Source organism: Ligilactobacillus hohenheimensis (genome assembly GCF_947381805.1).
In the GTDB taxonomy this organism is placed as follows: Bacteria; Bacillota; Bacilli; order Lactobacillales; family Lactobacillaceae; genus Ligilactobacillus; species Ligilactobacillus hohenheimensis.
Window position 1 is genome coordinate 71636 of sequence record NZ_CANCXC010000004.1, and the last position, 16522, is coordinate 88157.

Here is a 16522-nt window from a genome sequence, read left to right on the forward strand (position 1 = left end):
TGCAACCGGTTGCAAAAAGTGAAAACGCATTATATAATGTTAGCGTTATCAAAAATTACTTTTTCATGGAGGAGCGTTTGTTATGGATGACTTAACAAAAAAGAAACGCAAACCAATGCCAAACTTGGCTATGAGCGTTTTGATGTTAATGACGTTTGGTAACTTAGGGACGTCAATGGCGTTCTCGTTACAGAGTTCGCAGATGAGTCGGATTTTCCAGACGATTGGGGCCGACCCGACTAAGTTAGGGTTCTTCTTTATTCTGCCACCGTTGGCTGGGATGGTTGTTCAGCCGTTGGTTGGATGGTTCTCTGACCACACGTGGATTCCGAAGCTTGGCCGGCGGATGCCATACCTGATTGTTGGTTCAATAGTTGCTATTATTGTTATGTTCTTATTACCAAATTCAGGTTCATTTGGTTTCGGTTATGGCTCAATGCTAGCACTGTGGTTCGGCGCAATCTCAATTCTTTTCATGGACTTAATGTCTAACATGTCAATGCAGCCGTTCAAGATGATTATCGGTGACATGGTGAACGAAAAGCAGAAGGATAAGGCATGGGCATGGCAGACAATCTGGTCAAACATCGGAAGCTTTGCTGCTTACCTTTTCCCGTTTGGATTATCAGCCTTAGGGGTCGCAAATGTTGCCGCAAAGGGTGTCGTTCCTGACTCTGTTCGGTTCTCATTCTACCTGGGAGCTATTATTCTTGGGATTTCAAGTTTATTTACTGTCTTTAAGGTTAAGGAATACGACCCGAAGACGTACAACGAATACCATGGAATTGATGCTGAAGCCCAGAAGAAGCAGAAAACTTCATTGGTTTCAATTCTTTCAAACGCACCGAAGGTATTCTGGACGTTAGGATTAGTTGAATTCTTCAGTTGGGCAAGTTTCCAGTACTTGTGGACATACGCTCCGGGTGCGTTATCAGCCAACATTTGGCACACGATTAACCCAACATCTGCTGGTTTCCAGGCTGCTGGTAACTGGTACGGGGTATTGTCTGCCGTTCAGACGGTTGCTGCTATTTTATACGGATACGTACTGTCACACCTGAACGATAAGACGCGGAAGCCGTTCTACTCACTTGGCTTAGTTGGTGCGGCTGCTGGGTTCTTAATGTTGGCCTTCTGCCACACGAAGTTGCTTTCAATTATTGCATTTATCTTCATCGGAATTGGTTGGGTAACGATTAACTCAATTCCATTTACAATTCTGACGAACGCCTTGGACGGGCAGCATGATGGGACGTACATCGGAATGTTTAACTGCTGGATTTGCTTGCCGCAGATTTGTGCTTCCGTTGCAAGTTTTGCCCTTTACCCGATGTTCAGCAAGATGAGCCACGGTGACGGTGCTTCAATGATGATTCTGTTTGGTGCGGTACTGTTCATCATTGGTGCATTCTCTGTTTGGGTAATTAAGGAAACAAAGGGGCTTTCTGCAAAGAAGACAGACGAAGAAGCTGAAGAAATTATTCAGTAAGGATTAACGGAGGGTTCTGGATATGAATTATGCCGGAATTGGCCATCGCCCGGAGAGCGAAGATATTAGTCTCGTAGGAACTGATAAGGTTCAACTTCGTTTGCGGACGGCCCGGGATGATGTTGCACAGGTCGCAGTTGTGTACGGCGATCCGTACGCTATTCCTAATAAACACGCCCGGTGGTTTGAACACCGGGTACCAATGGAACGGCGTCTTCAAACGGATGTGTATGATTACTGGATGGTGACGATTACCGAACCGAAACACCGGTTAGCATACGGTTTTTATGTAACCGGGGTCGATGGTGACGAAGTATTATACGTTGACCAGGGAATCAAAAAGAAACCAACGGAAGCGGAATTAACTAATGAAAATATATATTTCCGGCTACCGTACTTTCATCAGATTGATGCGTTTCATGCCCCTCAATGGGTTAATGAAACTGTTTGGTACCAGATTTTTCCGGAGCGGTTTGCTAACGGTAACCCAGAACTAAACCCGGCCGGAACGAAGGAATGGGACTCAACGGTTCATCCTGGAAGACAGGACTTTTACGGTGGTGACCTTCAGGGAGTGTTAGATCACCTTGACCACTTAGTTGATTTGGGGGTTAACGGGATCTACTTTAACCCGATTTTTAAGGCACCATCGAATCATAAGTATGATACCGAGGATTACTTTGAAATTGACCCTCATTTTGGGGACAAAAAGCTGTTTAAGCGCTTGGTTCAGGAAGCGCATAAACGGGGAATTCGCGTGATGCTTGATGCGGTGTTTAATCATATTGGTGATCAATCGCCGCAGTGGCAGGATGTTATCAAAAACGGGGCCGGCTCAAAGTATGCTGATTGGTTCCATATCCATGAGTTCCCGGTGCATTATACGCCAACTGATAACTTCGAGTTTACGGATGATGCAAACTATGAGACGTTCAGCTACACCCCGCACATGCCAAAGTTAAATACGGCTAATCCGGAAGTCCAGGATTACCTTCTATCAATCGCAACGTACTGGATTAAGGAATTTGATATTGATGCATGGCGGTTAGACGTTGCTAATGAAATTGATCACCATTTCTGGCGGCGATTCCATGATGCAACAACGGCCCTTAAGCCGGATTTCTACATTCTCGGTGAGATTTGGCATACGGCGGAACCGTGGTTACAGGGTGATCAGTTTACTGGTGTAATGAACTATGCTTATACGGATAATATTAAACGGCACTTCTTAACGCACGAAATTGATGCCCCGCAGATGATTGCGGAACTGAATGCGATATTGATGCATTATTCTGATCAGGCTGATTCGATGATGTTTAACGTGTTGGATTCGCACGATACTGCGCGGATTAAGACGTTAGCCCACGATAATATGGACCTAACGCGGCAAATCCTTGCATTTACGTTCATGCAGCCGGGGACGCCAAGCATTTACTACGGAACGGAGTACGGGATGACGGGTGAGAACGATCCGGATGACCGGAAACCAATGGTCTGGGATCCAGAATTACAGGATCAGATGATGTACGGGTTTATGCAACGGCTTGTCCGGGCGCGGCAACAGGTAGCTAATAAACTAACGGTTAGCCGGATGAAGTGGGCGGTTGATGCTGACAACGTCATTACGCTTGATTATGGGGCGGTTCGGATTACGGTTAACACCGGTGATCAGGCGGCTACCGTTAACTCACAGGGTGACGTGTTGTTAGCACAGAATTATGAGAACGGGCAATTAACCCGCGACGGCTTCGTAATCGCAACGAATTAATTATTTGTAAACGGAGGGACGAATCACATGAAACGAATTTTTGAAATTGATCCGTGGAAGGTTGTTACCCACGAATTTAATCCAGAAGACAAGCGGCTCCAGGAAAGCATGACCAGTATCGGGAACGAGTACATGGGAATGCGGGGCATGTTTGAAGAACAGTACTCCGGCGATACTCACCAGGGGATCTACCTCGGTGGGGTATGGTACCCGGACAAGACGCGGGTTGGTTGGTGGAAGAACGGTTACCCGAAGTACTTCGGGAAGGTGCCGAACGCCATCGACTTTGTCAGTGTTGACATCAAGATTGACGGCGAATCCATTGACCTTGCCAAGGATAAGTTTAGCGATTTTGAACTGTGTCTTGACATGAAGCGTGGGGTGCTTGACCGGTCATTTGTCGTTGAAAAGAACGGTCACCGGATTAAGGTTGAGTCCGAACGGTTTGTCAGCGTCGCCTTCAAGGAACTGTACGCTAACAAGCTGACGTTCACCAACCTCAGTAACGATGACGTTCAGGTTGAAGTAACGTCCTTTATCAACGCCGACGTTTACAACGAAGATTCCAACTACGGTGAGCAGTTCTGGACGGTGTTAGACAAGCAGGTTGCCTCTGACCACGGTAAGCTGGTTGGGGAAACGGCGCCAAATAACTTCGGTACGCCGCAGTTCACTACTGAAATGGCAATGACGCACGTGACGGACCTTCAGCCTGCCCAGGCCGAAGAAACGGACAAGCACGTGGCCAACCGCTTTAGTGGCACGTTAACGCCGAACAGTCCGGCAACGTTTGAAAAGCGGGTTGTTGTGGTAACGTCCCGGGACTACGACACGCGCGAAGCCCTCGATGCTGCCGCTGACAAGCTGTTAAGTAAGGCACAGGAAAGCTCATACGCTGACCTGGTAAAGGCCCAGGAGGACGAGTGGGCTGCTCGGTGGGAGAAGTCCGATATTACGATTGACGGCGACGATGCGGCCCAGCAGGGGATTCGGTTTAACCTCTTCCAGCTGTTCTCAACCTACTACGGGAACGATGCGCGGTTAAACATCGGGCCAAAGGGCTTCACCGGCGAGAAATACGGTGGCGCTACCTACTGGGACACCGAAGCCTTCTGTCTCCCAGTTTACCTGGGAACATCCAAGAAGGAAGTACCGCGGAACCTGTTAATGTACCGGTACAACCAGCTTGACGGGGCATACCACAACGCCCAGGAACAGGGCTTAAAGGGTGCGCTTTACCCGATGGTGACGTTTAACGGGATCGAGTGCCACAACGAGTGGGAAATCACGTTTGAAGAAATCCACCGGAACAGCGACATTGCCTACGCTATCTACAACTACACGAAGATGACCGGTGACGAGAGCTACGTCCTGAACGAAGGAAGCAAGGTCCTTGTTGAAATTGCCCGTTTCTGGGCTGACCGGGTCCACTTCTCCAAGCGGAATGGCCAGTACATGATTCACGGGGTTACCGGGGCCGACGAATACGAAAACAACGTCGACAACAACTGGTACACCAACTTCATGGCCCAGTGGGAATTAAAGTACACGCTGGAAATCCTTGACAAGGTTTCTGCCGACCAGGCCGCTAAGCTGAACGTTTCAGCGGACGAAAAGGCTAAGTGGCAGGATATCGTCGACAAAATGTACCTGCCAGAAGACAAGGAACTCGGCATCTTTGTTCAGCACGATGGTTTCCTTGACAAGGAAATTACGCTGGACGACCACAACAACCCAATTAACGAGATTCCAGCTGATGAATTACCAATCAACCAGCACTGGTCATGGGACCACATCTTACGGTCACCGTACATCAAGCAGGCTGATGTTCTTCAGGCAATGTGGTACTTCATGGACGAGTTTACTGAAGAACAAAAGAAGCGGAACTTTGACTTCTACGAACCGCTGACGGTCCACGAATCCAGCCTGTCCGCATCAATCTACGCAATCATGGCGGCTGATCTGCGGTACCAGGAGAAGTCCGTTGAGTTGTACGAACGGACGGCTCGGTTGGACCTGGACAACTACAACAACGATACGGTTGACGGGCTGCACATCACGGCTATGTCTGGTGGTTGGCTGGCCATCGTACAAGGATTCGCTGGCATGCGGGTTGTTGACGGTCAGCTGCAGTTCAAGCCGTTTGTTCCGGAAGCATGGAACGGGTACCACTTCCGGCTGAACTTCCGGGGGCGGCTGTTAAACGTTGCCGTTGATAAGACGGGAACGAAGATCGAGCTACTGTCCGGTGACGACCTGACAATCAAGGTTGACGGCAAGGACGTTAAGTTAAGCAAATAGGTAGAGACGAAGGGAATGACAGCAATGATGAAGGGATGCGTGTTTGACCTGGACGGGGTCATTACGGATACAGCAAAGTTCCACTTTGCAGCGTGGAGCCAGCTGGCAAAGGAAAAGTTGAACCTGGAGCTTCCGGCTTCATTTGAAACGGAACTGAAGGGGGTTAGTCGGATTGATTCACTGAACCGGATTCTGAAATTCGGTGGGGTGAAGGACGACTACACGGACGAACAGGTGCAGGCGATGGCCGCCGAAAAGAACGGCTACTACCTGAAGGCGATTGAGAAGTTGACGCGGGATGACATCCTCCCGGGAATCAACGATTTAATCGCTCAGCTGAAGGAGCACCATGTGCTGATGGCCCTCGCGTCAGCTTCTAAGAACGCCCCGGCAATCCTGGAGAAACTGGGGTTGATGGACGCGTTTGACGCGATTGCTGACCCGGCTAAGGTTGCGCACGGCAAACCAGCCCCGGACATTTTCTTGGCGGGGGCAGCTGCCATTAACCTTGACCCGAGTGAGTGTGTCGGGGTCGAGGACGCCGTTGCTGGGGTACAGTCCATCAAGGACGCTGGCATGGTGGCCGTGGCTGTTGGCGATGCTCACGAGCTTGCTAAGGCGGACAAGGTTGTGCCAACGACGGCCGACTTTAGCTATGACCTGTTTGAGGAGACGTACGAGCAGGCCCACAAGTAAGAGAGTTCCATAACTAATAATCATTTCGACGAAACCGCTGGCGGGAATGCCAGCGGTTTTTTGTGGTGTATTCTTCAATTACTGAAACGAGGGCCTTTTCCGGGATTCATCCGGCTGTAAGTTAGCAAATCGTGATATTCGTGCATTATTAACCCTCCCTTTGGCTGTTTTTGTGTTAATTATGCTGATTTTGGCTATTTTTGTCAAAAACAAAGAAGAAAATGGTCGAATTGGCGATAAAAAACACGATTTTCGCCTAAATTGGCATAATTGATTATGACGGTTTATACCAAATTAACCGTAGACCGGGATATCGATTGAATAAAAACGATATGTTGGATTAAAATATGATATATTATACGAAAGTAATGGGGTGAATCTAATGAATGCTACGGTTCGGGCGCTTTTAAATGAAAACCAGTTGACGCTTGCGCAAGTTGCTGCCAAGACAAAGATTAGTGTCAGCACGTTAAGCGCGGCGTTCAAACGGCCCGTTGATACGTGGTCGGTCCGGGTTTTGCGGGGGTTGGCTGACGCATTAATGATTGATACGGATACACTGTTAAATAAGATTGCTCCGCGGAAGTTTGAATTGAAGGTTGATCGTGAGGCACAAACGATTCAGGGGGTTCCAATCCCAGCTGAGTATTTTCATGACGTGTACGCAGCGGTCCGGTTTAACGTGATGGAAGGGTGGCAGCCAACGGCGGACGATATTCGCCGGGTAACGGATCGGGTGGTCCATCCGGATGCACTTGTTGACGAGGAGATTATAAACGCATGGAAGCAGACGGATTAACGCGGCGGTTTGTGGATGCTAATGGAGTATTGCTTAACAAGCTAGGAATTCATGACGAAGTTCAGCTGGCCCGCCGTGAATACGAGGAAGCGACCATCATCGGTGCTAGGATTCTTCACCGGCCCCTCCCGATTAACGGGTTTAGTGATTTGCAAGCGATTCATCGGGCACTCTTTGGGTGGTTGTATGATTGGGCGGGCGTGGTTCGTGATTACGACCTTACAAAGGGAACGACGACGTTTTTGCCAGTTGAGTTTATTTCCCGGGGAATTGCCACGGTTAACCAGCAGATTACCGCAATTAATCAGACGTCAGTGCCGCCGATTGAGCAGTACGCCCAGCTACTGGATAGCGCGAACTTTCTGCACCCGTTTCGCGAAGGAAATGGTCGGGCCACTAAGCTACTGATTCAAAAACTCGCCAAGAATAAGCGGCAAATTATTGATTATGATCCTAATGATGACGCGCTCGTTGATGCGTTGGCTTCTTCGGATATTCCGCGGATTAGCGCATTAATGTGGTTTGAGTAAATTAAGGGGTTCTTTGGCGGGGAGCATTGCCTTTTAATGAGAAAAGAATTAAAATACACTTAATCAAACAAAGGAAGAGGCGGATCAGATGACAAAGGATATTACACTAGAGGACCTTCACCGGTTCCAACAGGATTTTGACCAGCGACCGGATGCGGCTGTTGTCGCGCGCGCGGTTCAAAAGAACGGCGTGATTAGCACAAGTGAAAACTACGCGGCCAAGCGGCACCTGGACCCAACGTTTTCCGTTGAAGTAGAAACGGGGAAGGTTGCCAACCAGAAGAAGAGCGGGCGTTGTTGGTTATTCGCAACGTTAAACACGCTCCGGCATAAGTTTGCCGAGAAGTACAAGATGAAGGACTTCCAGTTCTCACAGAACTACCTGTCGTTCTATGACCGGCTGGAAAAGAGTAACAAGTTTTACGAGGACGTTCTCGCAACTGCTGACTTGCCGCTTGACAGCCGTGAAGTGCAGTTCCTGTTAAAGTGGGGCAACGGTGATGGCGGCCAGTGGGCAAACGGACCGGCGTTAATCGAAAAGTACGGCTTAGTACCACAGTACGTGATGCCGGAAACCCTGACGAGTGATAAGACGGCTGAGCTTAACCCGACGTTGAACCTAAAACTCCGGAAGGATGCCATGACGCTGCGGAACCTTGCAGCTGACGGGGCTGACGCAGCAAAGTTACGTGAAACGAAGATGCACTTCCTGAACGAGATCTACCGGATTCTCGTTGACGTCTTCGGTCAGCCGCCGGTAAAGTTTGACTTTGAATACCGGGACGATGAGCATAACTACCACATCGACCGTAACTTAACGCCGCAGTCGTTCTACCAGAAGTACGTGGACTGGAACTTTGATGACTACGTATGCCTGACGGATGCCCCGGACCACGAGCAGGGGAAACTGTTTGGCTTGCCGAGTCAGGACTACATCTTTAACGGCAAGAAGATTGAGTTCCTAACGGTTGATACGCAGGCGTTAAAGGACGCCACGATTAAGCAGCTGCAAGCGGGCGAGACGGCCTGGTTGGGGTGCGACGTGCTTAACAAGATTGACCGGCAAAAGGGAATCCTGGATCCGGACTACTTCAAGGAAGACGAGTTATTTGGGGTTGATCTGGAAATGAGTAAGGCGGACCGGCTCGCTTCCGGTGAAGGAACGTGTTCCCACGCCATGACGTTCACTGGGGTTGACCTGGTGGACGGTCAGCCAACAAAGTGGAAGGTTGAAAACAGTTGGGGCGAAAAGGTCGGCAAGGACGGCTACTTCATTATGACCGATGAGTGGTTTGACAAGTACATGTACGAGGTCATTATTAACAAGAAGTACCTGACGGAAGAACAACGCAAGCTGCTTGACCAGCAGCGGGTTGACCTTAAACCGTGGGATTCATTGGCATAGTTTTATCCGTTAACTTGAGGGTGGGGCGTTCGTCTCATCCTTTTTGTTATTTCCCGGGAAATTTGCCGTTTTGTAATACGAAATTAATGGTCGTGCGGGAGAATAAAGTGTATGATGAACCGTATTAGGTAGAAAAATCAATGAGGTGGCAAAAATGACGAAACACCGCAAGGGAATCCTGGTGGGGGCGCTAATCACCATCGGGGTTGTATACGGCGATATCGGAACATCTCCGCTGTACGTAATGAATGCGTTAATCGGAAACGCGGGGGGCATGAAGTACCTGACCCCTGATTACGTAATCGGATGCTTATCACTAATTTTCTGGACGTTAATGCTGATTACGACAATCAAGTACGTGCTGGTTGCTCTCCGGGCTGATAACAACGGTGAAGGGGGGATCTTTGCCCTGTACGCCCTTGTCAAAAATAAGGCGAAATGGTTGATTCTCCCGGCGTTGATTGGGGGAGCGGCCCTCCTAGCTGACGGGACGCTGACTCCAGCCGTGACGGTTACCAGTGCGATTGAGGGGTTAAAGGGCGTGGCGTTCCACCACACGGTTCCTGTGCACGACCAGAACGACGTGGTGATTATCACGCTCACAATTCTGTTGGTCCTGTTTTTGATCCAGCGCTTTGGAACGAGCTTCATTGGCCGGGCGTTCGGCCCAATTATGTTGGTCTGGTTCGGCTTCTTGGCAGTCTTTGGCATCTACAACATGTACGGTAACCTGGGAATCCTCAAGGCACTTTCACCAGTCTATGGACTGCGGGTGCTGTTTTCACCGGTGAATAAGGACGGGCTCTTCATTCTGGGGAGTATCTTCCTGGCAACGACCGGGGCGGAGGCCCTGTACTCTGACATGGGTCACGTTGGTCGGCGGAACATCTACATCACCTGGCCGTTTGTTTTCCTGGCGTTAATCCTAAACTACTTTGGCCAGGGAGCTTACCTGATCCGGCACATGAGTGAATTCCACCACATGTCCGGGGCAATCAATCCGTTCTACACGATGCTTCCGGGGAAGTTTTACATGTTTGGGGTCATCATTGCGACGCTGGCCGCCATCATTGCTTCCCAGGCATTGATTACCGGATCGTTTACCCTCGTGGAAGAGGCGGAAGGGCTCAAGCTGCTGCCACGGATGTTTGTTGAACACCCAAGCATGTCCCGGGGACAAATCTACATTAAGGACATCAACTGGCTGCTGTGTATCATCACCTGCTCGGTTCTGCTGTTCTTCCGGACGTCGGAGCACATGGAGGCGGCATACGGATTGGCCATTACGGTCACGATGCTGATGACGACTGTGCTGCTGTTTAACTACCTCGAAGGTACGATTAAAAAGGGCGGGGCGGTTCTCTTCTGCGGCCTCTACGTTGTAATTGAAACGATGTTCTTCATCGCAAGTATGAGTAAGTTCATTCATGGTGGGTATGTCACCCTGTTCATCATGGGAATGATTATCTTCGTCATGGTCATCTGGTACTATGGCAGCCAGGTCCGCAAACCGATCCGGAACGTGTCGCAGAAGGTTTCACTCAAGGATTACCTCGGTCAGCTGGTTAAGCTGGCAAACGACAATTCGGTTCAGCGGTACACGGATAATCTCGTGATGATTTCGCGGGTGAAGGACGACTATTCAATTGACCGGGAAACACTCTACTCGATTCTGGATAAGCACCCGAAGCGGGCTCGGGTGTACTGGTTTGTGACGGTTAATCAAACGGATAAGCCGTTTACTAACTACTACACCGTCGACATGATGGGAACGCGGAACGTGGTTAACCTGCAACTATACGTTGGGTTTAAGATGCGACCACGGGTGAACCTCTACATCCGGAAGGTTATTCATGATCTGATGGATAAGGGCATGATTGACGAACAGCCGCAGACGTACACGACCACGCCAGGCCGGCGGGTCGGGGACTTCTGCTTTATCCTGATTCGGGAGCTGTTGCCTGCAAATGTTATGATTCCAAACTGGAAACGGTTCTTGATTTCGGCGCGGATTTTCCTGCAAAACCACCTCACCAACCCGGTGCAGTGGTTTGGCCTGGAGTTTAGTGATGTCCGGGTCGAAAAGGTGCCACTCTTCTTGAAACAGCGGCGGGATACTACCATTCACCTGCGCGAAGTTAAGAACACGGCTGAAAAGTAAATAAGTGGTTATTTGTTCCACCGGTAGTGATTTGTGGTATACTATCGGTGGAATATTTAGTTAACGTTTACCTGACGTTTACTTAATAAAGGAGGAGTCGTCATGGCGATTATGGTATTAGGGGGAGCCGGCTACATCGGTTCTCACATGGTTGATTGGTTACTGGATTACGGCGAGGAGCCGGTAGTGGTTGATAACCTGGTAACGGGTCACCGGGCTGCCGTTAACCCGAAGGCAAAGTTTTACGAAGGCGACGTGGCTGATAAGGACTTTATGCGGCGCGTCTTCAAGGAAAACCCGGACGTGGATGCTGTTATCCACTTTGCCGCTTACTCACTGGTTGGTGAATCAATGGGCAAGCCGTTAAAGTACTTCGACAACAACGTTACTGGCTTGATTAGGTTGCTTGAAGTGATGAAGGAAGTCGGCGTTAAGCGGCTCGTCTTCTCATCATCCGCCGCAACCTACGGAATTCCGGACCACATGCCAATTAAGGAAACGGATCCGCAAAATCCGATTAACCCGTACGGTGAAAGTAAGCTGATCATGGAAAAGATCATGAAGTGGGCCGATGAAGCGTACGGCATTAAGTACGTTGCTTTGCGGTACTTTAACGTGGCCGGGGCTAAGCCGGATGGTTCAATCGGTGAAGACCACAACCCTGAGACCCACCTGATGCCAATCATTCTGCAGGTGGCTGAAGGAAAGCGCGACAAGCTGCAGGTTTACGGGGACGATTACGACACGCCGGATGGCACGAACATCCGGGACTACGTTCACCCGTTTGACTTGGCCGCAGCGCACATGCTGGCCGTTAAGTACCTGCGGGAAGGCCACGACTCCGACGCCTTTAACCTGGGCTCAGCTACCGGTTTCTCAAACTTAGAGATGCTGAAGGCGGCCCGTGAGGTAACGGGGAAGGAAATCCCGGCTGAAATCGCCGGTCGGCGGGGCGGTGACCCAGATTCACTGGTTGCTGCTTCGGACAAGGCCCGTAAGGTTCTTGGCTGGAAACCAGAATATGACGATGTCCACAAGATCATTGAAACGGCATGGGCATGGCACTCAACGCATCCGAATGGCTACGATGACCAGAAGTAGGATTGCGTGATAAGAAAGTAATAGAAACGGTCGCTAGGGGACTAGCGGCCGTTTTTGTGTTACAACTCAAATGCGATTCAAATTATGCAAAAAATGCAAAAACAAAATGAGATGCAAAAAATGCAAAATGGCAAAAAATGCAAAAACAAATTATAATAGGTGATAGATGGAGGTGAGCGAGATGAAAGAGCGGTCGCCATTTAACCCTAATTTTGGGAAGGTTCCGCAGTTGTTTTTGGACCGGGAACGCATAATTTCGGATTACGTCGATGAACTAACCAATGCTGGTACTGAAATCGACACCCCATACCAAACAACGATGATTTGTGGTGTTCGGGGATCGGGCAAGACGTCCGTTTTAACCGGGATTATTGATCAGATTGAGCAGCACGATGATTGGGTTGTCGTGGACCTGTTAAACAATCAGTTGATTATTAATAACCTAATCGAAAATTTACAGATGCAGCCGGAGTTAAAATTAAAGAGCTTTTTCAGCAAGGTTGACAAGATTAAGACAAGGCATTTTGATTTTAAACTAGTCGCCGGAAATGCCACGCAAATTGGGCTATTGATGGAAATATTTAAGCAGCTGAAGGCGCACCATAAAAAGGTGTTGATTGCGATTGATGAAGTCTCGTCAACCCCACAAATTCGGGACTTAGCAATGATCTACCAGCAACTTATCCGGCAACGCTTTGGGGTTGCGCTGGTGATGACCGGTCTACCGGAAAATATTTCTGAGTTGCAGCATAACAAAGTGCTGACGTTTTTGCTCCGGAGTAATCAGTTGGAACTGCCGTTTTTACACGGGAAATCAATTGAGCAGGCATTTCGGACAAATTTCGCGCAGGGTGGACGGCGCATTTCTGATGAAATAGCTACCCGGTTAACACTGATGACGCGCGGATATGCCTATGCTTTTCAGTTATTAGGATACCTAGTTTGGAAAAGTACGGCACCAGGGGATGAGATTAGTGCTGATGTAGTCAACCAGGTGGTTAATGAATATCAGGATACGTTGGCAAGAAAAGCATACGCACTGGTTTATCAGCAACTAACTGCGGGTGACAAAGAATTTTTGCGCGCAATGGCCATGAGTGAAAGTGAAGACGGACAGGTTAAGATGGCAGAAATTGCACGGCAAACTGGGAAGCCATCGAATTACTGGTCAACGTACCGGAAACGGCTGATAAAGCAACAGATTATTAAGGATGAGGCATATGCCTACGTAGCGTTTAAGCTACCTTACTTTAAGGACTTTGTTTTGGAAGAACAGAGGATTGCGAAATATGATTTCTAAAGGCATATATTAAAAGAACCCGACCGCATACAAAGCGATCGGGTTCTTTTTGAATATTCGCGTTATTAGTTACTTATGAGCCCAGCGTTCCCGAAGAAGCGGTACAATCTGCTTTGGCTGCCGGTCACGCGTGAAGACACCCTTCTTGTTGCCATCAACCCGAATAAGTGTTGGTGCGGTAGCAAAATCGGCAATGTTCCAGAGGTGTTCGCCAATAAAGTACGGGCATTCATCGAAGACCGCAAAGTTGGCTTTGTAGTAGTCAACCTGGTACTCCTCAGAATACGGATCATGGTAACGGGAGTGCAATCCAGGCTGGGTATCCGCCCCAAACTCGGTAAACATAATGGGCTTGTCGGGGAAGCGTTTGTGCCAGGCGGCTAAGTCGGCCCGCAGCGCCTTCTTTGCTGCTTCCAGGTCGTTGTATTGGAGGTACCAACCGTAGTACCGGTTAAGGCATAGCAGGTCAACGAGCGGCGCAACCTCGTCCTTTTCTGGGGTGGAGGAAAGGATGTTGGCCGAGACCCGTGGGCGGTGTTCCCAATCAATTTTATGAGCAAGTTCAAACAGTGGCTTAAAGTACTTACCTGCGCCCGGTTCACTTGAAGCGGGTTCGTTGGCAATCGACCACATAATAACGGACGGATGGTTCTGATCGCGCGCGATAGTCTCCCGGAGGACCTGTTCGTGGGCCTGGCTCGTCTTCATTACTTCCCACGTATTTGCCTGTGGAGTGGAATTATTCGTGAAATTGCTGCTGACGTCAACGTTCATGTTGGCGTATAGCCCCACTGCCGGCACTTCATCAATGACGATGAAACCGTCCCGGTCAGCAAGCCGCATTTCCTCCTCAGAATACGGGTAATGGGATGTCCGGAAGGAGTTGGCGTTTAGGTCCTTCATCAGGTTGTGGTCCAGGTTGGAGACGGCCATGTTTTGTCCTTTTCCGAGAACCGGGAAGTCTTCGTGACGCCCGAAGCCCTTCAGGTAAACGGGTTGATCATTAATAAGGAGTTGGCAATCCTTAACCTGAATGGTCCGAATACCGAACGGCTCGGTGTAGTCGTCGAGGAGCTGTCCCTGATTATCGAATAACTCTACGGTGAGGCTGTACAGGTAAGCGTTCCGGACGTTCCAGCGGTGGGTCTTATTAATTGTCAGGGGCCCTCCCAGTTGATCTGCCGTGGCAACGACCTGATTGTCTTCATCGGTAATGGTAACCTTTGCGCGGGCGTAGTCCCCCCTTACCGTGATATCCGGGGTAACGGTGGTTGTTTCGCCGGTAACGGTATACTTAACGGTAATTTTTTCGGTGTACGTTGTCGCGGTAGAGTACAGCTTAACCGGCCGGTGAATTCCCGCGTAATTGTAGAAGTCGAAGTTTGGCTCAACAACGTCCCGCCCGTCAACCTGTGAGTGGTTCCCGACAGGAAGGGTGGTGTAATCGAGAATGTTGCTTAACCGCACCTTGAGGTCGTTTTTTCCGGCATGGACATAGTCGTTGATGACAAACTCAAAGGGCGTGAAACCACCCGTATGCCGTCCTACTTCTTGACCGTTGATGTAAACCGTTGCGCTGTGGGTAGCTGAGCCAAACCGTAAAACAAGGCGCCGTTCCAATAGGACTGCGGGAACGGAAAGGGTTGTTTCATACCAAAAGTAGCCGGCATGATCGCGGATTGCAGCATCGACGACCTGATCGTTGAATGACCCGGGAACAGCCATCGGAATAGGGGCGGGAAGCGGTTCCGTTGCCGTTAACGGGTGGCCTGTTTTTTCAATCTGAAAATCCCAAATGCCGCTAAGGTCACTCAGCGTTCGGGTTGCCGTTTGTTCTGGAAAAAGCATAGAATCAACTCCTTAAAAAGCATGGCAATCCAAGTACATCTTAATTATACATATTTTCACAATCATTATAGCAAAATGCTTACTTATACTTAAATAATAAGAAGTTATGATAGGTGCTCGGCGGCGTCTTGAAGAGCATTAATTACGGGCTTTAGTCGTTTTGTGTCGTTCTTTTTCCAACAAAGGAAGATTCTGACGCATGATTCGAGGCCGTTAACATGCTTGAAGACTAGCTTATTGGCATATTTTTGCGTGTTCATGTATTCGGGGATCAGGGTAACGCCTGAATTGGTTAAAACGGCAAAGAGGACGGAAGTGTAGTCGCTCCCTGTGTGAATGATGTTTTGCGAACCGATTGACATTGCGATTTCGTGTTGCTGTTTTCCAAATTCATTTGCGATCGTCAGGATGTATTGGTGGTGGAGATCGGTCTTCTTAATCACCTTTTGGCGGGAGAGCGGATTGTGTTTGTTGATGGCTAGGACAAGGTCACCCTGGTAAAGTTCCTGCTTGCAAACGGATGGCGGGAAAACACTTGCTTCTTCTTCGGTGGTAGTGATCAGATCAACCTTATTGTTGAACAGCAAATCAACCGCTGTAAGTGATGCGGCGGATACAAAGTTAACGGGGACGTCAATCATATCAAGCTCGCTGTGAAGCAGGAGCTGGGAAAGTAAGTCCCCCTTTGCGCGCTGGGAATACCCCAATTTAATCGCATTGGTATTAACGTCGCGAACATTACTTAACGCTTCGTGATACGAATTGAGGATTTGGGTGGCATCGTGGTAGAAAACGGTAGCTACGTGGGTGGGAGCAATGGGCTTTTTGGAGCGATCAAATAACTTAACGTCAAGCTCATCTTCAAGTTTGAGGATTTGCTGACTAATTGCCGTTTGGGAAACAAAGTTGATTTTAGCGGCCCGTGAAAAACTCTTGTTCTCATAGGTGTCGATGAAATATTTGAGTGTATTGAAATCCATAATGGCCTCCTGTAAATATAAGGATTACTTATGACTATACCATAAATCCTTATTTTATTTTTCACAAGCAATTAACTACAATAAAAGTGGAATCGATTTCATTAAGTATAAGGTCTCTCAAGCAGAAATAGGAAAGTAGATGAT

Annotated in this window: 12 protein-coding genes; 10 read left to right on the plus strand and 2 right to left on the minus strand. The window is 49.0% G+C overall.

What is annotated here, in order from left to right; translation table 11 throughout:
• Nucleotides 1–82: 82 nt before the first annotated feature.
• The 10 genes from QOR60_RS05905 (at nt 83) to QOR60_RS05950 (ending at nt 13550) form a co-directional block, all read left to right on the plus strand.
• The gene (locus QOR60_RS05905) at nt 83–1489 is read left to right on the plus strand and encodes an SLC45 family MFS transporter (RefSeq protein ID WP_283582448.1); all 1407 of its coding nucleotides are present in this window, start codon (nt 83–85) and stop codon (nt 1487–1489) included.
• Nucleotides 1490–1511: 22 nt separating this feature from the next.
• The gene (locus QOR60_RS05910) at nt 1512–3257 is read left to right on the plus strand and encodes a glycoside hydrolase family 13 protein (protein WP_283582449.1); all 1746 of its coding nucleotides are present in this window, start codon (nt 1512–1514) and stop codon (nt 3255–3257) included.
• A 27-nt stretch (nt 3258–3284) separates the two neighbouring features.
• The gene (locus tag QOR60_RS05915; RefSeq protein ID WP_283582450.1) at nt 3285–5558 is read left to right on the plus strand and encodes a glycoside hydrolase family 65 protein; all 2274 of its coding nucleotides are present in this window, start codon (nt 3285–3287) and stop codon (nt 5556–5558) included.
• A 27-nt stretch (nt 5559–5585) separates the two neighbouring features.
• Entirely contained in the window at nt 5586–6254 is a 669-nt protein-coding gene (pgmB, locus tag QOR60_RS05920) for a beta-phosphoglucomutase (RefSeq protein WP_283582540.1), read from the plus strand.
• Between the two features lie 382 nt (nt 6255–6636).
• Nucleotides 6637–7053 (plus strand): helix-turn-helix domain-containing protein, encoded by a 417-nt coding sequence (locus QOR60_RS05925; protein WP_283582451.1) that lies wholly within the window; start codon nt 6637–6639, stop codon nt 7051–7053.
• Entirely contained in the window at nt 7035–7583 is a 549-nt protein-coding gene (locus tag QOR60_RS05930) for a Fic/DOC family protein (protein WP_283582452.1), read from the plus strand. Before QOR60_RS05925 ends, QOR60_RS05930 begins: the two co-directional genes overlap by 19 nt.
• Before the next feature lie 88 nt (nt 7584–7671).
• Nucleotides 7672–8988, plus strand: a complete 1317-nt coding sequence (locus QOR60_RS05935; RefSeq protein ID WP_283582453.1) for a C1 family peptidase — start codon at nt 7672–7674, stop codon at nt 8986–8988.
• Between the two features lie 154 nt (nt 8989–9142).
• Nucleotides 9143–11149 (plus strand): KUP/HAK/KT family potassium transporter, encoded by a 2007-nt coding sequence (locus tag QOR60_RS05940; RefSeq protein WP_283582454.1) that lies wholly within the window; start codon nt 9143–9145, stop codon nt 11147–11149.
• Between the two features lie 102 nt (nt 11150–11251).
• Entirely contained in the window at nt 11252–12250 is a 999-nt protein-coding gene (galE, locus tag QOR60_RS05945) for a UDP-glucose 4-epimerase GalE (protein ID WP_283582455.1), read from the plus strand.
• 181 nt (nt 12251–12431) lie between these two features.
• A complete protein-coding gene (locus tag QOR60_RS05950) occupies nt 12432–13550 on the plus strand; it encodes an nSTAND1 domain-containing NTPase (protein ID WP_283582456.1) in 1119 nt (372 codons plus the stop codon).
• Nucleotides 13551–13619: 69 nt separating this feature from the next.
• Here the strand turns inward: QOR60_RS05950 and uidA are convergent, their stop codons facing one another.
• Complete coding sequence (uidA, locus tag QOR60_RS05955) at nt 13620–15398, minus strand: beta-glucuronidase (RefSeq protein ID WP_283582457.1); 1779 nt, start codon at nt 15396–15398, stop codon at nt 13620–13622.
• Nucleotides 15399–15502: 104 nt separating this feature from the next.
• The gene (locus QOR60_RS05960) at nt 15503–16378 is read right to left on the minus strand and encodes a LysR family transcriptional regulator (RefSeq protein WP_283582458.1); all 876 of its coding nucleotides are present in this window, start codon (nt 16376–16378) and stop codon (nt 15503–15505) included.
• Nucleotides 16379–16522 lie beyond the last annotated feature (144 nt).

What these genes read in the sequence shown, in the direction of transcription:
- QOR60_RS05905 (WP_283582448.1), top strand. Translation starts at nt 83, where the DNA reads ATGGATGACTTAACAAAAAAGAAACGCAAACCAATGCCAAACTTGGCT.
- QOR60_RS05960 (WP_283582458.1), bottom strand. Translation starts at nt 16,378, where the DNA reads ATGGATTTCAATACACTCAAATATTTCATCGACACCTATGAGAACAAG.
- QOR60_RS05940 (WP_283582454.1), top strand. Translation starts at nt 9,143, where the DNA reads ATGACGAAACACCGCAAGGGAATCCTGGTGGGGGCGCTAATCACCATC.
- galE (WP_283582455.1), top strand. Translation starts at nt 11,252, where the DNA reads ATGGCGATTATGGTATTAGGGGGAGCCGGCTACATCGGTTCTCACATG.
- pgmB (WP_283582540.1), top strand. Translation starts at nt 5,586, where the DNA reads ATGAAGGGATGCGTGTTTGACCTGGACGGGGTCATTACGGATACAGCA.
- QOR60_RS05935 (WP_283582453.1), top strand. Translation starts at nt 7,672, where the DNA reads ATGACAAAGGATATTACACTAGAGGACCTTCACCGGTTCCAACAGGAT.
- QOR60_RS05925 (WP_283582451.1), top strand. Translation starts at nt 6,637, where the DNA reads ATGAATGCTACGGTTCGGGCGCTTTTAAATGAAAACCAGTTGACGCTT.
- QOR60_RS05930 (WP_283582452.1), top strand. Translation starts at nt 7,035, where the DNA reads ATGGAAGCAGACGGATTAACGCGGCGGTTTGTGGATGCTAATGGAGTA.
- uidA (WP_283582457.1), bottom strand. Translation starts at nt 15,398, where the DNA reads ATGCTTTTTCCAGAACAAACGGCAACCCGAACGCTGAGTGACCTTAGC.
- QOR60_RS05950 (WP_283582456.1), top strand. Translation starts at nt 12,432, where the DNA reads ATGAAAGAGCGGTCGCCATTTAACCCTAATTTTGGGAAGGTTCCGCAG.
- QOR60_RS05915 (WP_283582450.1), top strand. Translation starts at nt 3,285, where the DNA reads ATGAAACGAATTTTTGAAATTGATCCGTGGAAGGTTGTTACCCACGAA.
- QOR60_RS05910 (WP_283582449.1), top strand. Translation starts at nt 1,512, where the DNA reads ATGAATTATGCCGGAATTGGCCATCGCCCGGAGAGCGAAGATATTAGT.